Annotated in this window: 10 protein-coding genes; all 10 read right to left on the bottom strand. The window is 41.1% G+C overall.

Annotated features, from left to right (window positions below; genetic code table 11):
* Positions 1–96 precede the first annotated feature (96 nt).
* The 10 genes from ACT89M_RS15290 to ACT89M_RS15245 are packed head-to-tail and all read right to left on the bottom strand — an operon-like array spanning position 97 to position 20593.
* Entirely contained in the window at positions 97–2535 is a 2439-nt protein-coding gene (locus ACT89M_RS15290; RefSeq protein WP_154888745.1) for a lantibiotic dehydratase, read from the bottom strand.
* A complete protein-coding gene (locus ACT89M_RS15285) occupies positions 2507–5044 on the bottom strand; it encodes a lantibiotic dehydratase (RefSeq protein ID WP_186809644.1) in 2538 nt (845 codons plus the stop codon). Before ACT89M_RS15285 ends, ACT89M_RS15290 begins: the two co-directional genes overlap by 29 nt.
* Positions 5045–5075: 31 nt before the next feature.
* The gene (locus ACT89M_RS15280; RefSeq protein ID WP_154888749.1) at positions 5076–6689 is read right to left on the bottom strand and encodes a tetratricopeptide repeat protein; all 1614 of its coding nucleotides are present in this window, start codon (positions 6687–6689) and stop codon (positions 5076–5078) included.
* Complete coding sequence (locus ACT89M_RS15275; protein WP_308721754.1) at positions 6682–8964, bottom strand: lantibiotic dehydratase; 2283 nt, start codon at positions 8962–8964, stop codon at positions 6682–6684. Before ACT89M_RS15275 ends, ACT89M_RS15280 begins: the two co-directional genes overlap by 8 nt.
* Positions 8945–11500 (bottom strand): lantibiotic dehydratase, encoded by a 2556-nt coding sequence (locus tag ACT89M_RS15270; protein WP_308721755.1) that lies wholly within the window; start codon positions 11498–11500, stop codon positions 8945–8947. Before ACT89M_RS15270 ends, ACT89M_RS15275 begins: the two co-directional genes overlap by 20 nt.
* Positions 11481–13952 (bottom strand): lantibiotic dehydratase, encoded by a 2472-nt coding sequence (locus ACT89M_RS15265; RefSeq protein WP_308721756.1) that lies wholly within the window; start codon positions 13950–13952, stop codon positions 11481–11483. Before ACT89M_RS15265 ends, ACT89M_RS15270 begins: the two co-directional genes overlap by 20 nt.
* A gap of 8 nt (positions 13953–13960) precedes the next feature.
* Positions 13961–15091 (bottom strand): glycine oxidase ThiO, encoded by a 1131-nt coding sequence (thiO, locus tag ACT89M_RS15260; RefSeq protein WP_090916280.1) that lies wholly within the window; start codon positions 15089–15091, stop codon positions 13961–13963.
* A 29-nt stretch (positions 15092–15120) separates the two neighbouring features.
* Positions 15121–17580: a lantibiotic dehydratase family protein gene (locus ACT89M_RS15255; RefSeq protein ID WP_308721757.1), complete on the bottom strand. Its 2460-nt coding sequence runs from the start codon at positions 17578–17580 to the stop codon at positions 15121–15123.
* Positions 17581–17591: 11 nt separating this feature from the next.
* The gene (locus ACT89M_RS15250; RefSeq protein ID WP_308721758.1) at positions 17592–18845 is read right to left on the bottom strand and encodes an MFS transporter; all 1254 of its coding nucleotides are present in this window, start codon (positions 18843–18845) and stop codon (positions 17592–17594) included.
* A gap of 14 nt (positions 18846–18859) precedes the next feature.
* Positions 18860–20593, bottom strand: a complete 1734-nt coding sequence (locus tag ACT89M_RS15245; protein WP_154888763.1) for a tetratricopeptide repeat protein — start codon at positions 20591–20593, stop codon at positions 18860–18862.
* Position 20594: the final 1 nt, after the last annotated feature.

Raw genomic sequence — 20594 nt, 5'->3', positions numbered from 1 at the left:
AATTCAATCTCCGTATAAGAAGCTTGTACAGAAGAGATACAGGACGTTAACAAAAAAGGAATTTCGGAGGGATCTTTCAAAGGTGGATAGATTACTTTAATCGGAAGAGTCATGCCCATTTCCCCTTTCAACAAAGCAGCTTATTCTTAGTTCGGCTGTATGATGTTGCTCGTGACCTTTGGTTAGCCACGTTTCGTTCAGACCGGGTAACATTTCACTTAGAGTACATTCCTCGTCAGTCCAGAATGCATTCCACATTTCCAGAAGAAAGTAGTTCTCAAAATCAATATAAAATGGCTTAGGCTGATTCGCCGTTTTAACGAATGCTTCTTTGGGGAGTCCGTTTACCAAATGAAATTTAAAAGCAGCATAAAAAAGTTCACTGGAAGAGCCTTTATATACTCCATCCCAGAAATTTTCCTTTTTGATCTGCCATTTAGCTCTTTGCACAACTACTTCCCCCATCATCAATCTTGGAGTGAATGAGCCTGTGTTAATAACAAATGGCACCGCTTTAGGTAAAGCGAAGAACGAATGTACCATCGTGTGAAGTTCACCGTTATAAATACGATACATGCCATCGTCCTCTGGAAGAGATATAGCAACACCGTTGTCTAAACATTGCACCTTCGCTTGAGCCAGGGGAATTTTTTGATTTGGGCTATTCGATATGCTGCTCATTTGTGCGGTTATGCCAGGATATTCGAAGGGTACAATTTTAAATCGTTTATTGGATAACAGATTCAACATAGGTTGATTCATTGTGCTGCTTTTAATCTTTTTTTCTAATTGTGCTGTTAGATTTTCTTCATCATTATGAAATTGCAATGCCCATCCCCATATCATAACGGTATCGTGAATTTCTCCGAGTATAACTTGATAAGTACCATCGTTCTTTTTGGCTAGCATCAGGTCGGGAGAGTTAATCCAGCCGAGGTCTGAATCAAATTCATAGGGTGAATCGTTAGGAAGCTCAACAACAAAGTCATTGCTCTTTTGAACAAAGGATTGCACGTGCTGCTCTGTATCCGTTTGTATGTTTTGCCATCGATTTTCCCAGATCTGAGCTTCAGGATGCTGAGTAACATCCTGTATAAATTTCAGATAAGGTACTTCTTTTGCTGACGGATATAGGGCGGTAAATATCTCTTTCGCCAGTTTTTGCTGTTTCTCATACTTTTCTTGGCCATGTTTAGCGCAGAGATTGAGCCATTTAGGTACGCTTTCCCGAATAACCGCTTCAATGGTGCCACCTATCTGTAATTCATCTAATGGACCGTGGCTTTCTTCATACAAAAGAGTACGGTCTGCATATATAGCACCACCACTTCTTCGAGGATTCTCCCCTGTCCATTCCGTGAAAGACTGCTCCAGTTGGGTCAATGCATTCATCTTTTCTTCCAATGGAAATGAGGCATATGAATTTTTTAAATCCCAGAGCCAATTAATCCTTTGTCTCCATAAGGTTACTTCTGGATGTGTGGGTAAGACTGGATTGTTCAGCCACTCTCTTAAACTGCGTAGGGCATCTGGTTCCGTAATGGAAATGGGTATTTCAATGTCAACCCATTTTTTGCTTTCGAGCCTCGATAACATTGGTTCTGTTTCTTCGTACGTCCAAGGTAAATGATCCGTCAGCTCCAATATGGTTTGAAAATCATGAGAAAGCCCCTCAATCAATGGATGATAACGCTCCTGAAGTGTAATGCGTTTCCCGGAATGAGGGAAATAAAGTGTGGAGCCTTCCTTGTTAAGCAGATAAGATAATTTCACACTACAATAGGGTCTAAACACTTCTTTGACCTTCAAGACGTTGACTAAACTGGACACTGCCCAGTAGGGGAAAAAGGTTCTCCGCTCCCTTTCTTGTCCTGAAACGCTAACAGTGTATGTCACGTCTTCGTCAATATTTGTTAATTTGCCGTATTGAATAGGGCCAAAATAACTCGTGGTTTCATTTTTTGTGCAAAATCGTTGCATATAGGAAATTAATTGTCTCTCTGTCCGCTTTACATCTGCATTCCTTTTTTCTAGAGAATTCTGCAGATAGGGTAATAATGCGTTCTTATACATGGATGGGCTTTGTTGAAAAACAGCCTCTTGTAATCGCACGTTCTTAAAGATGTCCTGTAATTGACGTTGTTTTAAACAAAGTTCCTCTTTGAATACTTGATTACTTTCTTCACAGACCCTTTCCAAACGTTCAACATTTATTTGATAACGTTTTAATTCATCTAATACGTTTGAGTCTAATCCACCTGTTTCAAGGCTTGTGATGAGCTCCGGATGTATTGGTTTTCTTTTCGACATCGTTTTGCGAGCTTTTTTCCAAAAAGGAAGTACTGCGTTTGAGATGGAGTCGGCATGTTCCAATTCCTTCAATTGGGTAATACCCTGTTCTATAGCTCTCTCTATGTCATAGCGTTGATGAAACGTTTGAACGGTCTTTTCAAAGCGAAGTTGTTGTATCCATTCCACAGGAAACCCGGTTGAGCGTAAAATAAATTCAGGAAAGTGCTCCCACTTTGGAGTCACGATACCGCTCACCTCCTAATCGTTCGGATACGGATGTTCCTTTTTGAAAAACAGTTCCCCTCATCTCAAAACAGTATTTGCCCTCCTCATCTTTAAGCCACAAATGATCGGGCGAGGGTTCCATTTCAATGAAAGTTACACCTTTATTTTTTTGGAGTAAACTATGGAGCAGTTCGATCGCAAAGAAATTTTCGAAATCAAAGAAAAATGGCTTTTTCTCTGAATCTACCTTAAAAAATACATATCTTGGAAGTTGGTATTGTTCACGAAGACGTTGCATTTCAACAAAAATGCCAAACGCATCTTTGGCGTTACGCAGCCTTTCTAAAGTTGCTTCTCCGAGTTCCCAACGTTCGCGCTGAAAGATTACACCGTTAATTTCAATCCTTGGTGTATGCTCCGAAATTCGGACTACAGGCGAACTCACACGTGAGGGAGCAAAAGCCCATAAATGAATGTTCTCGTCTCCGCTATTGTATAAATAGAGCTGTCTTTGATCCTGATCTATTAATTTCAATTCCCGATCTTCATAGGTTACAACTAGATCACGAATGGACACTACGTCTTGAGCTCTTGTGGATGGTGTACCAAATAGTTTGATAATCGTGCCTGGAAAAGTTTCATGAATAAGTCCTTTGTGCCTCCTTGTATTGAGAATGACAGAGAGGTTTTGGTACATGGGCATATCGGAAATCATGTGATTAATCTCTTCATTTACCTGCTCTCTTTTCGAATCAAAGAGAAGTTGTGAACCCCACATCGCAATAAATTGGTGGACCTCACCCAAAATGATTTTGTAATCTCCTTTTGATAATGCATCTAAATCCTTAGCTGAAAACATGACATCTGGAGAAGTATGACACTCCTCAAATTTCCTGAAGCGTTTAAAATGCTCGACATCTTCAGAGGTGATGTGAGCGATTGAACCTTCCTGCCGAATTTGAACCAGTTCATCAAGCAGCGTATGAAATTGGTCTAATGCAGTAAAAGAAAGGTCAACCTTGGCTTCAGCTAATAAGGCTTGGGATTGATATATAAATTCTGAATATGGAATATGAGTTCGATTGTCTTTTATTTTTTCAAAGATACGTTGTGCAATGGTTTGGTAATAATCCCTCATTACATCACCGTAGGCGGCACTTAAATCGAGAACCGGTTTGAGCCTTTCCATAAAATCATCGTAGAAATTCTGTCCAAACGACAGCCTATCAATGGTTCCCTTACATTCTTCATAGTATAACGTTCGATCCGCATACATTTGCCCCTGGCTCCGCCGTGCCGAGGAACGAGTAACTTCTTCAAAAAGTTGTTCCATACGACCGGTGACATCTTGACGATGATCTAAATCTTTCGCTAATGCTTCTTTTTTCAAATGGATAAACTGCTCCAATATGTCGAGCCATTTTCTCTTACTGCCGTTGTTTAGCGGAAGATCCTTTAACCATGAATACAAGTAATTTAACGGATCAAAAATGGTAGAAGGAATCTCAATTTCAAAAAGAACGATGTTTCTATCAGCCAATTGTTTGATGTACCTCGTAAGTTGAGGAATACTCAGACCCAATTTTGCTGACAATTGATGCAGATTTTGCTCCTCATTCGATATTTCCTGGACAATCTTTTCGTACTTTGGAGGGAGTAAGACCTCTTTATTCAGGTGTAAAAAGAACAGTTTATTTTGTTGGAGTGTACACATCGGGTGCAGTCTGGGAATCAGAAAGTTTTGGATCTCCTGCTCTTCTGTCATACCTTTGGCGAGCTCTCTGACCATCCAGAAGGAGTAATGGATGATGCGCTCTGCGAATTTGCCCGAGTGTGCTTCATAATGCACTGGTTCATGCGATTCCATATCCCACTCTGCATAATTCATTGGTCCGAAAAAACTGGCGGTATCATTTTTCGAACAAAAACGTTGCAAATAAGAATAAAAACGCATTTCCAGTGTTCTAATTTTCGAAGGTCGACTCTCATAGTCCCGATGTGTCATAAAACGAGGATAGGAAATATTGAAAACATCCGGATTAGAGATATATACGGCTTCTGCTAAATACGGATCTTGAAATATTTTCTGAAGTTGTTGCCTATTCATCTTTAGTTCTTCAAGAAATTTATCCTCAGCCCCTCTTATAGTTTCATGGATAAGCAGATCAACATCATGCCATCTCTGCAAACCTTTACGCATAGGGTGATCCGAAGGAAAGAATTGATTCACTTCCTCCAGTTCACGGTTTCGTATCACATTTTTTGCTAGATATTTCCGAATTCGGGACAGGAGGTGTAAGATCGATTTTTGGTTCTGTTCGGCATACAGTTTGACGGACCGAGGAATGATGTCACGTAATAATTGTTCCGTTAGTAATTCTTTATCTTTGTCTAAGGAAGTGACAACGATTAACTGCTGCATAGTTTCTTTCCAGTGGAGCTGCTCTAGTATTTCAAAAGGAAACCCCGTTTTTCTGACAACCAATTTTGATACAAACGTCCAGTCCAAATTTTCGTTGATATCCATCCTGTTCATACCTCCAAACATCGTATTCTAGTTACTGTTGGATTAACGGATTAGGAATATGGATCGGATAAAAGGGACGACCGATTTTCGTAATCGGTAAACCCAGATCCAATTGTGGTTTTATCATCATGGAATCATGTTGTTGTAATATCTCGACTCTTCTCCTCTGCAGCGAAGCGATCTCCTCATCACCAAACTCAATTGCCATAGACGCCGACTGTTCCAGCCAGTGGACAGCTTGATCGAAATTATTGTCATTGTAGGCATAGATCGCCAGCTCCTGGGCAATAAAGGCGGCATGGAACACGTCGTCAATCCCTTTTGCAATTTCATAAGCTTGCATGATGTGTGCAATACCCTCTTTTTGCTGACCGGACACTACAAGGAGTGCTCCCAATCGGAAATAATAAGTTTTGCTAAACGCTGCGGTTGTGCCACGGGTTATGAATTGGTCGAATTTTTGCCAAGTCGCCAGTGCTTTATCGCTCAATCCCATTTTTTCAAAAAGTACACTTAAATTAGAAATAACATTAATTTTTAAATGAAGTGCATCTCCTGCTTGATGGTTCTTAATTCGTTTCAGAGCAGATTGACTGTACTCTAAAGCCTCAAGGTAGTTCTTTTCCCGGAAAGCAGACAATGCACGGACATTAAATAGCCAGCCCTTTTCAATATCGGCTTCTTTCCCTTCCAACTGTTCGGCCTCTTGCATCCCTTTATTAATCCAAGACTGTGCTTCGTCTTCCTGATCCAGTCGTTTACTAGAGAGCAGAGCCAGGTACATGCAGGTTGCAGTTCGTTTCTGAGCATTCATCGAGAGTAAAAATAGATGTTTGTAACAAGCTATTGCCCTGTTGTAGTTGCCAATGAAGGCGTATACAAGCCCCTTTTTCATCCAAAAGGTTGCTAGGCGTTCCTTATCGCTAATCTGTTGCAGTCCTTCTTGAATCAGTGCCAGACCAGCTTCATAATTCCCATCCATAACCAACCGCTGAATGGTTTCCTCAATATCGTAAGTGTCGCTGGATTCACGATGCTGAAACCAGGATAACGAGACTTTTTCATCGAAGGATAAAGACCTACTCTGTGTTACTTGTTCAAATGGGGCTTCAATTTCATCAATCTTATATAGGCTCTTCTTCCATAACTGCAGAAGTTCAAAGCGCAAAAGTTTGCATTCTTCATCCCAGCTTGCTGGAACCTCGCCAACATGTATTCGTAGTCTCATGTTTCCCTTCAATGAAGAAAGATAACTGATAAATTGAAGACTAACTCGGTCCGCCTCTGCTAGGTTATAAAAACGAATTTGTAGAGGACTGTGATAACTTACAAACTGAATTAACTTGGATATGCCCCAGACGACGCGAAAAATCTGTTCGGATTCTTTGGATAACCTTCTTTCGGAAGAACCTGCAGCCAGCGCTTCTAAAGGGTCTATACGCTCGTTAAACGATTCTTCTGGGAATAAAAATTGTAACTCTGCTGAGAATCGTCGCTTCAACTCGGGGTGATGGTTCTCAACAACGTCTCGAAGTTGCCACCAGCATTCCTTTAACCCGTAGAATGAATGGAACAGTTTCTCTTCGAAGGAAATAGAGACTCTGATTTCTTCATGCGTAACAAGGGTAGAAGGATCTTTATACATGGTCTTCCTCCTCCTTTGTTCCGATTTTGTAAACACCCATTCTGAGCTCGCAAGAATGGCTTCCTTTGTTTGAGGTCAACCATAGATGATTCGGGCCCGGAAGCATCTCTTCAATCATCACATTGTCATTGTCCATTAAAATCTGCTGCATCAGTTCAAGAGAAAAGTAATTTTTGAAATCAATAAAATAAGGTTTCCTAACGTTAGATCCTTTCATATAAATGATTTCAGGAAGGCCTTCTTTTATTCTCCATTCCTCGCTTTTCTTCATTAATTCAAGGCCATGCAAACCTTTAAAGGTTAGATCCAAGGGTTCTGCTTCAAAGCTCCAACGTTCTCGTTGATAAACTACACCATCAATCACGATTCTAGGTGTATGTTTTCCAGTAGATATAGGAACATGAAGCAGCATAGGTTTACTAAATATTGCAAAAGGCAAATAAAATACTTGATCGGCCAGAGGGATGTAAAGCTCTATTTGCTCCAAGCTGCCTTTTCTCATAAGAATGAGATGTCCTTCATCATTTGTTGTTACAACTAATTCGGACAAGTGGAAGGATGGCTTACCCTGCGCGGGCTTCTCCGCGATCTCAATGACTTTGGATGGATAATCATAAAAGGCTTTATTTCTGCGCATCACTTCAATTCCGGCCAGCGTAGTACCATCCGTCTGATCCATCTGCTCCAATAGTTGAACCAGCTCTGTCTCCAGACTTTCTTTTTCTCTGTAAAAATAGGTCATCCAATTATTCATCAATAAATGATGATGCAGCTTGGCCAGAATGATTTGTACGTTGCCGGTTTGTAAATCTTCTGTATTCCTGGCCTGAAGAAATAGATCCGGTAGAGCGTATAATGAACGATTGGAACGTTTGATCTGCATGGATTTGGAAGATAGTTCGACTTGTTGCAACTCCGAACCCTTCTCTTCAACCATTTCTCTCAAATGCTGTGTAAGCGAAAATGACGGCAAAGTGGGTATATCCGGGTAGTGCTCTCTTAATTGCTCTATAAATTTAGAAAAAGGAACGCCTTCACGATCTACCGTTTCCATTCTTTCGAACACATTTTTCCCAAGCTGCTGGTAGTGGTTCCACACTTCTTCTCCGTATGCTGCGCTCAGATTCAGAACCCCTGACATCTTGGACTCCAAATCTTTAATAAAGGGATTTCCCAAAGTAAAATGCTTAATATGTCCGTGAGCATCTTCGTAATAAACAAACCGGTCTGCATATAAAGAAGCTTTGCCACGTCTGCTTGGCTTACCCGTTAGTTGCTCAAATTTCTCTTCGAGTTTATGAACCCATTCTATCTTGGACGTTATGGGTTGTTCGGCCAATTGCTCTGCTATTCCACATAGTTCCTGTAATTCACTGCACCATTTTTCTTTCACTTCGTTATCTGGCAGAGCTCGAAGCTGTTTCAAAAACATAGAAATGGGATGAACCAATGTGGATGGGATCACCCATTCCTTTCGTAAAATTCCTTTGGAGGTGAGTTGATCTATCCATTTTTTAATTTGTGCTGGTGCAAGATGCGAATGTACCTCCATGACTTCCGCAAGACATGGTGAATACTGCTGAATATAGCGTAATATAGACATCAACTGTGCAGGCAGTTTGATTCGATTTTCTGAAGAGATTTGAATTTCATTTTTCTCTAAAATAGTCCGGGCAGAAATATGCAACGGGACGTAGGCACTAAGTTCCTTTTCAGCCGCCACAGCTTTAATAAGCTCCTTAACAGCCCAATAGGATATAAAGGACTCTCTATCTTGTAAATAGCTTCGATGATCCCATTCTCCATTCCAGTAGCAAGGCTCTTCACGATCTACCTTTCCATAATTCAATGGACCAAAAAAACTAGCCGATTCGTTTTTAGCGCAAAACCGCTGGAGATAAGAAAATAGTTTTTTTTCGATTCGTTTTACCTTGGAAGGTCTTTGGGAAGCTGAAAAGTGTTGCATATATCGATCAATATGCTGATACATATCTGGGTTGGATATAAAGATAGCCTGCCGAAAGTCTTCCGTATCAAAAAAGTATTTTAGTTTTGTTCTTTTCTCCGCGAATTCTTTTTCAAAGACAATCTCCGCTCGCTCTTGATTGGAATCCTGGTTTAAAAGGAGTGAGGTTTGCTCCATTCTTAACTCAGCTAACCATTCGAAAGGGAAACCTGTGCTTCTCAAAACGAAATGCCCAAACCACTGCCAACCACTGAAAAAATCATGCTCATGCGACGAAGTATTTTTAGAATTATCTGTTAACAGATTCATTAGCTAACACACCCTCTAAATTTGTTGAAAATGGATGATGGGAGTATGTAAATCCCATTCTGAATTCACAGGTTTGCTTACCGTGTCCACCCTCCAGGAATAGCTGGTCTGCTGCAGGCAAGAATTCCGTAATTTCAATAGAAGAAGTATTTTTCATGATCCGGAACAACCAATCTAAAGCCCAGTAATTTCGGATGTCGACAAATACCGGCTTCTCAGTATTCGACCACTTTACAAAGAACTGCGTTGGAAGATGATGAGCAGCCTTGAACTTGTAACCTTCTTTTAGAAGTTCATATCCAGATGGTACAGTCTGGCTTTGATAATCTCGTGTGTTGATCTTCCATTTTTTTCGTTGATACACCATTTCTCCAACATAAATTCGAGGTAACATTGTTCGATCCAGCGAATCCAATAGGTTAATCGAAATGATTCGGGGTAAAGAGAATGCTCCATGAGCTACTGTTCTGACATCTCCGGGATAAAGGATGATTTCCTTCCCTTGATATTCAAGAGTTAGATGTGCTCCTTGTTTGACAACATTCACTTCGCCAATAGGAATAACCTGTTCCCTGCTTTTGGTGGATTTCGATGCGAGTTCAATGGTCCAACCAGGTAACTCCGGGGTGACATGTTTATGGCGCCGGTTAGAAACAACACTAGACATTTGAGATGATACAGGCAAAGCAGATATAAAATCCTGCATCTCTTTTTTCACTTTCTCATTTTCGGGATGAAAGAAGCCGAACACACCATCATAAATCGTACTCCAGTCATCATGTATTTCTCCTAATACAATTTGATAGGCACCCTCTTCAAGATCCCTTACTGAATGGGCAGCAATCATGAGATCCGGGCTAGGAAAACTAAATGGCGCATGTGAATACACCTGATTTATGATTTCTTCATATTCTCGAATGAACTGCTCTACTTGATGCTTATCAAGCACATACCCCTCGGTCGTCTCCTGGAGTACTGAACTTGCTTTTTTTTCAAATTCATTCACTCTTGATGAAACAAAAGTTACGCCAGGGTTATCCAGGCTCTGAATGATCTCGGTATAAGATATGGAGTCCCTCTCCCCTCTTAATTTTTCAAAAACAAGAAGAGCGGCTTCCTGATAATCTAACCAGCGCAAGGCTGCAGGGATTTTTAAAAATTCCAATACGAGAACGCTTTGATTATATAGCCGTTTATAGAGCTCTCCGCCGATCTGTAAATGGGTTACACTGCCAACACAATCTTCGGTAAGAATCAACCGATCACCATAGAGCGTACCCGCTTTACGGCGAACTTCATCTTCATGCCACGAACCAAACCACGTTTCCGTTGCTTCAAAAATACGGGCTTTTTCAGGCCATGCCGAAGCTTCGAATTGATCTCTCAGTGTTACAGCTTCTTCCACTAACGAAGCCCAACGATTTCGAGCATCCGGAGGTAGTTGTTCTACAATTCGTTTTAAATCCTCTAGTAATGGGACCCTTGTGGCACAAAGCTCAACCTCATGCCGAATCGCTCCAATTTTTTTGAGTTGTGCAAGCATGTAATCTATTTTTTCAATGGGCTCATCTATTAAGCGGGCTAACTCATGTGGTTGCGTTTGACCGTCGATTCGTTCTAATAGAGAGAGATAGACTTCTGGAAGAACCCTTGTTTTGTCCGTGAAGTGATACTTTAGTCTGTTGTCTACCATGGTAACTAACGGATTTTTACTAGGAGCAATATGTCTCAGAACAGCAGGGTCACTACTGATTTTTGAAGCCATTGCACGTATGCACCATTGACTAAAAGTAGCTGCTTTTCTCTGTAATGTTCTTCCCTCTGTATGCTGTATTTCTAACGAACGACCATTCTTTTGTTCAAATCGCCCGTAGTTAATCGGCCCAAAAAAACTGGTTGTATCGTTTTTCGTACAAAAACGCTGCAAATAACCAAAGATTAAAGATTCATTTTTGCGAACCTCTTTATTCAAAGAGGGGCCTTCCCTACCAGAATGTTGCCATAACTTGGAGTGCCTCTCCAATGCTTCATAAGCAGACGGACTGCTAAAATATACTGCTTCCTGAAAACGGGAATCTTCTGCAATTTCCTTAAGACCTGCTCTTATTTTGCTGAACTCTTGTTCAAATTTCTCCTTTGCCTCTAACTCAACTCGTGATTCCTCTTCAAAAAGAGCATTCCACAAAACAGGGATTTCCCTCCATTTTTTCGGGTAGTTTCTGGATAACCACCAACGCACCATTTCGCCGGGAACAGGGGTTCTTTTAAAAAAGTACTTTCTAACCTTGTTCACTTGGTGGTGGTGTTGCTCGTTTTCCGTCTGACTCCATTCCCAACTCATCATCAGATCGTAAATGGTTTGAAGATACCGTTTGGCCAACTCTTCTTTACGCTGTTGAATATCTTCCCAACGCTCTAGTGAAACGACTACTTTTTGTGAATTTAATCTCTCCACCATGTCAAAAGGAAAACCTGTCGTTCGAAGGATCATTCTATCCATCAACGTCCACTTCTTCTCATGATTGGATAACAGCATGTTGAAGTTCCTCCTTAAGGCTGTTCTGCTTTATGGGAGGGCGAATCATAATGCCCCTGAGTTCACAACAATAGCTTCCCTTCTCATTTTCAAACCAAGTAGAGTCTCGGTTCGGCAGTAATTCACTGAAGGTTACATTCTGCTCTGGAACCAGATGTTTAAGTAACAAATCAACTAGATAATAATTTTTGAAATGAATATAGAACGGCTTTAACTCGCTCTCCAGACGCACAAATACCTCATCAGGAAGTTGATACTTCTCCTTTAAGAGCCAGGCTTCTATAAAACGCTTATTCTCATCCGCTGTCAAAATGCTGTGCCATTCTTCGGTTGACATGGTCCATGTTTCACGCTGCAGTACAATGTCACGAAACAGAATCCGTGGTGTATGCCCAGGAAGTTTAAATTTGGGTACGACAACATTAGGTTCAGAGAAAACAAGCGATACCAAATCGTCTGGTTCTCCCATGTGTGGAATAATCCGCTCATGATGTATACCCCGAATCAATAGTTCCCCGTTCTCTTCGACCACATATAATTGGCTAAACGACAACACGTCATCTTTGTTTTTCGCCGAATAACCCATGAGTGTAATACTTCGATTGAAAATTTCTAGAAAGAAATTTTTTCCGGCTCTCTGCTTTAAAACCACATTTACAATATGCTTTCCGTTAGGCAAGCTTTCGATAGCCTGTTTGACCTCTTTGATCCATGGATCACGATTCGGATGATAATAAAGCAAATTACTCATCCCTTGTGTTCCCCAATGAACCTCGCCAATGATCCACTGGAAGTTTCCTTTATTGATTTCATCTATGCTTTTGGCTTGAATCATGACGTCTGGGGACGTAACACATAGATACTGCTCTGCTTCTGGAAGATCGATGACGTTTTCCACCCATTCCTCCTTCAGTTCAACGACCCTACTATGTTGCAGTTCCTCTTCATCAACCCACTTCTTCAAGAGTTCAGAAGGCGATGCCCCCTCTACCTCTAATTGAAATCTTTGCTGCTGTAGAGCAAGTAAAAATACTAAAAAAGGAACTTGTTGTGACCCCGAATCGTTACTTAATTGCTTGAACAGCTGCCTGGCTTGAGATTGTGCCAATTTCTTCTTCTGATTAGCCAGTGTCCAGCCCCAATCTAACAAAGGGGATATACGCTGTTCTAAATCTTCCTTTATTTTTTCGGATAAAATGAACTGGGTCACATCTCCTGCGCATTCTTCACAATACAAACTACGATCCGCATAATTTTTCCCTGATGATTGATATGGCTCCATACCTGTGAGATTTTTAAAAAGTTCGCCGGCTTGTTGAATAATCTTCACTTTACTTTCCGCGTTTCCGTTACTGTACTCCCATTGCCACTTCTTAAATTGACTCAAATGTAGTAGCCAGCTTTCTTTCCGAGAGCTTTCGGGTAACTTCTCAACGAATTCAATTAAGTCTTCAAGTAGATGATGTGTAGAAGGTGTCAATCTGAACCCTCGAATGACGATACCTTTCTTGATCAAGAGTTCCATCTGTTTTAAAACAGCAGCCGAATGGTTACCGAGTAGGTCGTTCGCTGATTTCAGTCCGTCACATTGTTGTAAAATTTTAATGATTTCGGTTCGGGTTCCTATTTTTTTACCACTCTGAGCATGCACAATGCCTGTTTCGTCCAGATAAAAACTATCATGTAAAGACAGTGGGAAAAACCGGCTCCACGTCTCTTCGCGATTGATTTGATGAGCTAAAGACTCGACCGCCCAATAGGCAAGAAATGTTCGTCGTTGGCTAGGGATGTGTCCCGTTCTTGTCAAACCAATATTCTGATTTTGTTCTTTGAAAGATCCGTAATTTAATGGGCCAAAAAAACTGGTCGTATCATTTTTGAACAAAAACCGCTGTAAGTAACTAATGTAGGTTCGTTCTTCATAACGTCTTCTGGAAGGTTTCATTGAACTCGTCTCTTTTTGAAGATAGCTGTTCAACGAATTCCATACCTCAGGGTTTGAATGGGCGATGGCTTCTTGGATGTCTGGTAGGTTTAATAGGAATCGCAGCTGGATTGTTTTCCTATTTTTCTCTTCATGCAGAACATGTAAGGTCTTTTCTTCTTCCTTCACTAGTGTTGCTCTTTGTTTCTCGTATTCTCTAAGCCATGCTTCCCCGGGAGGCAGATTGTGAGGCCAGTCATAAGTTAATAAAGGAGCATATTTCGTGATCCGTTTTTTTACGTTGTATAACGTTTTAAACACAGGATCTCCCTGAGGGTAGATGTGTTGTGCTGCAATAACCCATTTATCAAAAGTAGTGAGAAACCATTCCCGTTCTTTTTCTAATTTCTCTCTAAGCTGAGTTGTATGTTGAATTTGATTTATTGTCTCTGAAAATAAAAGCGTGTCCATCAGATGTTGAGGAAATCCAGTACTGCGTACAATATAATCCGATAAAAAAGACCACATCACCGATTTCACCTCATTCCTGCAGCTGTGAACCGTTCGAAGCCGAACGCATTCAGCAGATTGGGAGTTTTGTTCATTTCCAATTCCTGAGTTACTAGATGTCCCGTTATACCGCTAAGCAGGACACCATGCCTTGTATGGCCGGTCGCTAGATAAAATCCTTCCCATTCAGGGACAGCTCCAATAATCGGTTGTCCATCAGAGGTAGCAGGTCGAAGTCCAGCCCATAATTCCTGTATTTCGCAACGTTTAAGCTCAGGCACGTAGTCAAATAAGGGGAGCAATTGTTCCAACCCTTTTGGAGTAATAGCTTTGTTAAATTTCTCTCTTTCGTTGGTTGCTCCCAACACAACAGTGCCATTTGGCTTTGAGAGAATATAGCCTCTGGAAGTGTTAATCATAACGTTCAGATCGATATTTCCCTGTTTTAGTACGATGATCTGCCCTTTTAAAGGATAAACGGGAAGCTTTAGCTTGGCCCATCTTGCAAGTAAAGCAGACCATGCTCCAGCAGCCAATACAGTCGTTTTAGCTCGAATCTGATCATTGTGATTCGTTAAAATTCCGTGCAGTTTTTGGTTTTGTTGAATTAGCTGAACAGCCTCGGTCTGTTCTTTGATCGTTACACCTAACTTCCTCGCCATTTTTGCTAAGGCATGAGAATATTGTACCGGGTCTACATGGTATTCTCCTGGACTGCGGACTGCCATTTGAATATGGGGAGATAGCAAAGGCTCGATCTCTCTAGCTTTTTCAGCGCTCAGTACGGTTGTCCCCGGATTAGCTGCGGATTGAAGCTGAAAGGTATCCTCAAGAATTGAGGTCTCTTCGTGATTTATGGACAGTCGCAATAAATCCTGTTGAACCAGTCCGCTGCTGATCTGTGTTTTGCTTTGAAGTTCAGGTATCCAATGGAGAAGATATTGAAGTGCTTCTCTGGATAATCTAGCGTAAGGATGTTCCTCACTTGATCCTTCGGAGACAGTAGTTAACAAGCCAGCACGGCCTCCCGATGCTTCCTGACCAAGTTGTCCTTTCTCTACGATGACAACCTTCGCTCCCTTTTGCGCTGCATGAATGGCGATAGATAGACCGATAACGCCGCCTCCTATAACACATATATCAAAGTTCTCTCTCATAAGTTCCTCCTAACCTTAACGTTATACTGCTAGGTCAGATTCTCATATATGACACTGAACCGGAATTCCGAAGTATACTTGCTGTCATGACGTTCAAACCATAGATCATCCGCTGATGGTAACATCTCCGATATCACTACAAGCTCATTTTTCTTCAGAAGCTGGATCAGTAATTCCAAGGTGAAAAAATTTTCGAAATCAACGAAAATGGGTTTAGGCTCGCGATCTCCCCTCACATACACATAGCGAGGCATCGAATATGTTTCTTTGAACTCTATGGCCCATTCAATAAGCAACTCATCGTTTGTGTCTTGATCACTCGCACTCGTTAGAATCTCTTGACTGTTTAGTTTCCAGCGTTCACGCTGATAAACGACCCCATTAATCTCAATCCGGGGCGTATGTTCACCCATATGAAGCGAAAACGACTTGACGGAAGGGAAACTAAAGATCTGATTAAGAGGTTCAACATCCGTCTCCAGGTCCATAATCTTTTTATGTCCGGATTCTACAATATAAAAGCGATCATCATAGACTAGATCTAATTCGGAAACCGCTCGTACTTCATCATGCGATTTCATGGAGCGACCTAGGTTTTCAATAGTTATGCCCCCGCTTAGTTCTGGCCTAAACGTCTTCCCGGGTGCTCTTGGCCCTACATGTTCAAGCCAAAGGGCTTGTAAACGGTCACCTAAATGATGATAAATCTCCGCATTGAGTTGATCTCTTTCAGGATAAACGGAGTCAAGCACGCTCCATACCTGTATACCACTGTGAACTTCACCCAATACCAATTGATATTGCCCTTCATTTATTGCTTCCGCATTAGGCGCCGCCATCATTACATCCGGGCTGAATAAAGCCAAATCTGTTGAAGGAAATTGAGAACAAAATCGTTCAATCTCCTCTCCTGTAACATTGATTTTGTCTGAATCTAGGGGAATTCCTTGTAGCATTGTGACTAGCTTATGATCAAATGCCTGAAGTTCTTTGTTTACGTACTCCAGTGCATCCTGTTTGCATTGTTGCATATGCAGTGCGAAGGAAAGAAAGTTAGGTTTGCTCTCAAATTTCTGATACTGTTCATAGGCAAACGTTGTGAATGCCTGGTGTTCAATACCAGCACGGCAAGTCAATAAACGGAAAATAGGGGTTAATTGCGCTTTCCATTGCTCCTTTAAATCCTGTCCAATCAGACAAGTGCTTACATCTCCATGAGCCTCTTCATATACGATCATTCTGTCGCTATAATGCTTTCCTTGATCTTTTCTAGAAGAAACTCCGATATGTTTTTCAAAGGAGATTTCAAGTGATTTTAGCAGCTTTCGACGTTGTTCAAAGGTGCTGCTATGATTCCATTCGTTTAAAAGGTCAGACCATTCATGGGCAATTTCTTGCCAGGCCGCCTTCGAAGCACAGTCATTGGGCAGCTGATGGATCCATTCTTTTAATTCGTGAAACGTTTCAAATACTGAAGTGGGGAAATCCACCTCCAGAACCAGGACACGTTTTTCTTTTAATTTCAAAATTCGTGACAGACATTCGGTTAAAGGCAAATCTAGAACATGAGCAATCTCACTAACGTTCTTTATTCCGTTGCTCTCTTCAATAATTTGTTGATATAAGTTTGGAAGCCGAAGCAATTTGTCCGTTGCTACTTGTCTGAGCTGTGTATTTTCTCTTTTCAAAAATGGGCTGAGTTTGGGTTTCAGATATGGCTGCACATGTATATCATTTGCAATTTTGTCAGCTAAGCTCTGTACTGCCCAGTAAGCAAGAAATAATCGGCGCTGTATTTTACCGTTAACACGGACATCTAGCCGGCCAGGTTGAGATGTAAACACACCGTAGTTAGAAGGCCCATAGAAACTCGCCGTTTCATTCTTTGAAGTAAACCTCTGTAAATATTTCGTGGCCATCTTTTCCTTTTTTCGCTGGCTGTTAGCACGAGATGAATCTAGCTCACTGTTTATGAACAAATGTAATCCGGTCTCATATGCGTTCGGAGATGACAGATAGGTCGCTTCTTGAAGATTTTCATTTTCCATAAATATTTGTTGCAAATGTCGGCGATTTCTCCTTAACTCGTCTGCAAAGACCGTGTTTATTTGATCGGATATTTCCTTCAATGTATCGAATAATTCTTTTGTTTCCATGAGCCGACGATTCTCAATCTTACCTAGTAGTTCATCACTTCCCTCACCTGCTGGCCAGGTGTACATATCCAGTTGGCGATGTAATCTCTTTCGTTGTCGATTTGTCAATTCAGGCATGTTTCTTAGTGCGGCTTTAAAATCCTTAAGCGCTTCTTTACACTTGGCTTCTTGCTGTTTCTTTTCATAAATCAATGCTGATGTTTTTAGAAAAGAAAGTTGTTGTAACCAATGTAAAGGAAATCCTGCACTCCGAAGAATGACATGTGGGAAGAAACGCCATTCTCCTCGGTCTAACTGTTTTCGTGTAGGATCTGCTGTCATTTCTAATGTCATTATTGCACCTCCTAATTACTGATGTCCTTCGTCATACTTTCTGGTTGATGAATGTTGTTTTTCGCATTGTTTAGTCTGATTCGACCAAAGATTAACATTCCGATTGCCAGAAGTCCTACGATAAAACCGGAAGTTGCATAGACCATAGTTGGTGTGAAAGCTCCAAACAGATATCCAAATAACGCATAAGCCATAAATTCCCCGATCCAGATCGTTACTGTATGAAATCCAAAAACTTTACCTAGGTGTTCATCTGCCACTCTTTGTTGTACTAAAGTAACTAAAGGAACATCGACGAAGGGTTGAGTTATCCCTACCATGAATAATAGGATCAGAGGAAGCCAGATGGAGTCACTAAACGGCATGAAAAGAAATGCGATTCCGCCTCCCAGCCAAGCAAGCATCATTGTACGGTATTTGTTCTTAATGGCAAGACGAGCCATAATAATGCCTGCAATCAGGTATCCAAACCCATCGGCGCTCGAAAGAACACCAAAACCCGAAGAGTCTAAGCCAATTTCATTTGAAACCATCAGATTACCTAGGTGGGCAATCCCCCGACCAAAACAGGTAAATGCAGCAAACGTAATAAAAATGGAGAAGATTAGTCGATCTTGGGATACCAGTTTTAATCCGACGCCTAAATCTTTGAACAGATTTTTGTTCTTATGCTCCACTTTCACTTGCTTAATCTGCACAGGCAGAAGTAAAAATACAGAAATTATAAATAGAATAGCGTTCATAATCATAATTTGTCCCGTACTAAGTAACGTTAATGAGAATCCAGCAAATAACGGTCCAATGAGCCAAAAACCCATTCTCACGCTGTTCGTTATGGAGTTGGCTTTCATTAATTGCTCTTTATGAACGATACCCGGCATGGCAGCTCTGTATGCGGTCATCGCAAATAAACGCAGAAAACCTAATATGAACGAAGCCAACATAAAAATGATTTCATTTAAGAGGCTAGAAAAAGCTAAAAGTCCCATTACAACCATGAGCACAGCTCTTATGGCATTACAAAACATCACAATTTTTTTGCGGTTAAAACGATCTGTTGCCACTCCAGCGACCATTCCAAAGATAATTTGCGGGATGGTCGTAAGGATTAAGGTTAAAGCCAAAAGTGTAGTCGAATTGGACTCTTTCCAAATCGTCCAGGTTATTAAAATCGTGGAGAAACTCTCTGCAATGGGTGAAACAATTTGGGCAGATACCCAAAAATTAAAACTTCTATTTTTGCGTAAAGGTATGATCTCTGACAAATGAAGTGCCTCCCTTAAAACCAAAAATGATGAAAAGGATAAAAGAATCTTGAATTCGGTTTCGGGACGATCTGGTAGATTTCAATCTCCCCTCTTTCGATCTGTTCTAGTTGTTTTTTTCTAATTCTCAATTGAGAAGGGGATAAAATCACGTTTCGTTTGACTGTTGATTCCGACAGTTCTTCTGATACACCAGTGATTTGGCGGACTGCCCTTAAAGCTGTAGAGATAGATATCCACTCTGGCAGAAGATGAATTTTTTGGCACAGATCTGCGCTTCTTTGAAGCCATAATGCTGCTCGATCCATCTCCCTGGACTGAAGTAATAGATATGCTGTGCTTCTGGCAATCCATTCTTGCATGTAAGAGTCAGATAACCGGTTACAAGCTTGATACGCTTTGTCTAACCAACTTAGCGCTTGGTCGAGTTCTCCCTTCTTTCCTGCCAGAAATCCTATGCGGAACCAGTGCGGGAGCAGAAAACGGTCTTCCTGTCCTGCATTTTTATGGATGAATATGTGCTGGGCTTGTTTCGCTGCATCTATTTTCCCGATAGCTTCGTAAAGGTAGCTTGAATTCTGGGCATATGCAGACGAGAGCAGGGCTGCATCTTCCTCGCCTAGCTGCTTAATGTATTCTTTAACTTGTTGTAATGATTTCGCTGCCTGAGGCAGTTGCTGAAGCCTGTAATAAGTTAAAGCTTCTACATTATGTAACCAAGCCATTTCTCTAATGGCTGATTCATCGTTCCTTCCACGAAGAAAAGATATCCCTTTTCTCACAACGTGAATGGCATCTTCAGGACGTTTGATATGATTCGCTAATAACAACGCATCATATATCGCTGCTCTTGCACGAATATCGTTTGAATATTTATGGGCTTGAGTGATTTTTTGCAACGTTGATTCTGCTGCAGAGAGCTGCCTCTCAAAAAGATAGGCACGCATGACAAGAAATAAAACTTCAGCCTCTTCTTCGTCGTTCACTGCTTTGTCAAGTGCTTCGTTAGCATGTGCTAATACTGCATATCCGTCACACCAAACAAGTGCTTTTTCTAAAGATAGATTTAATAAGGGGTACGGTTCATAGGATGATCTGATTATGGACGTTTCCTTTAAGTGGTCTACACCTAGTGATTTGTAAAAATCCTTTACACGGATCTGGATGAGCTGATTTACGTTTTGATCTTTACATGGAATGTTTTCCTGGTTGAAGTAATATGTTGCGATACCAAACGGAAGGTCTTTTGTCCGAACAATTAGCCTTTGTAGAAATATCAAACTTACCTTATCCAGGCATGAGACATTTAATTGTAGAATCCAAGGGACTTGTATTTCAGGCGTTTGCGCACGAATTTCAAGCAAACAACTTACCATATCATTGGCTATACGCAGTATTTTCTCCATGTTAGTTGAGAATTGTCGATCCATTGAGTGAGCTGGAAGGGGCGTCAACCAGCCTGTCTCATCCTCTTCAAGAGCCTGATGCAAAGGGGTATAGGCATGTTGCAATTGAATACTTTTTCCGATGTAAGGATGAATTAAAACGTCCCACATTTTATAAAGTAAATGAGCAGGCGTGTATGTGTCCTCTTGTAGTTGAATCAGAATGGCCACTCTTCCATCTAAAGAAGGGAGTTCTTGATGTTCCCGGCCCGTAACACTTGGACAAGCGGAGAACCACTGATCCAGTGCTCCTTGGTCTATCCAATTGAGCAGGTCGTGTTTGTCGCTTTTCATTACCTTCATC

The organism is Paenibacillus sp. NN59 (assembly GCF_057597225.1).
This window is presented reverse-complemented; position numbering and strand designations above follow the sequence as displayed.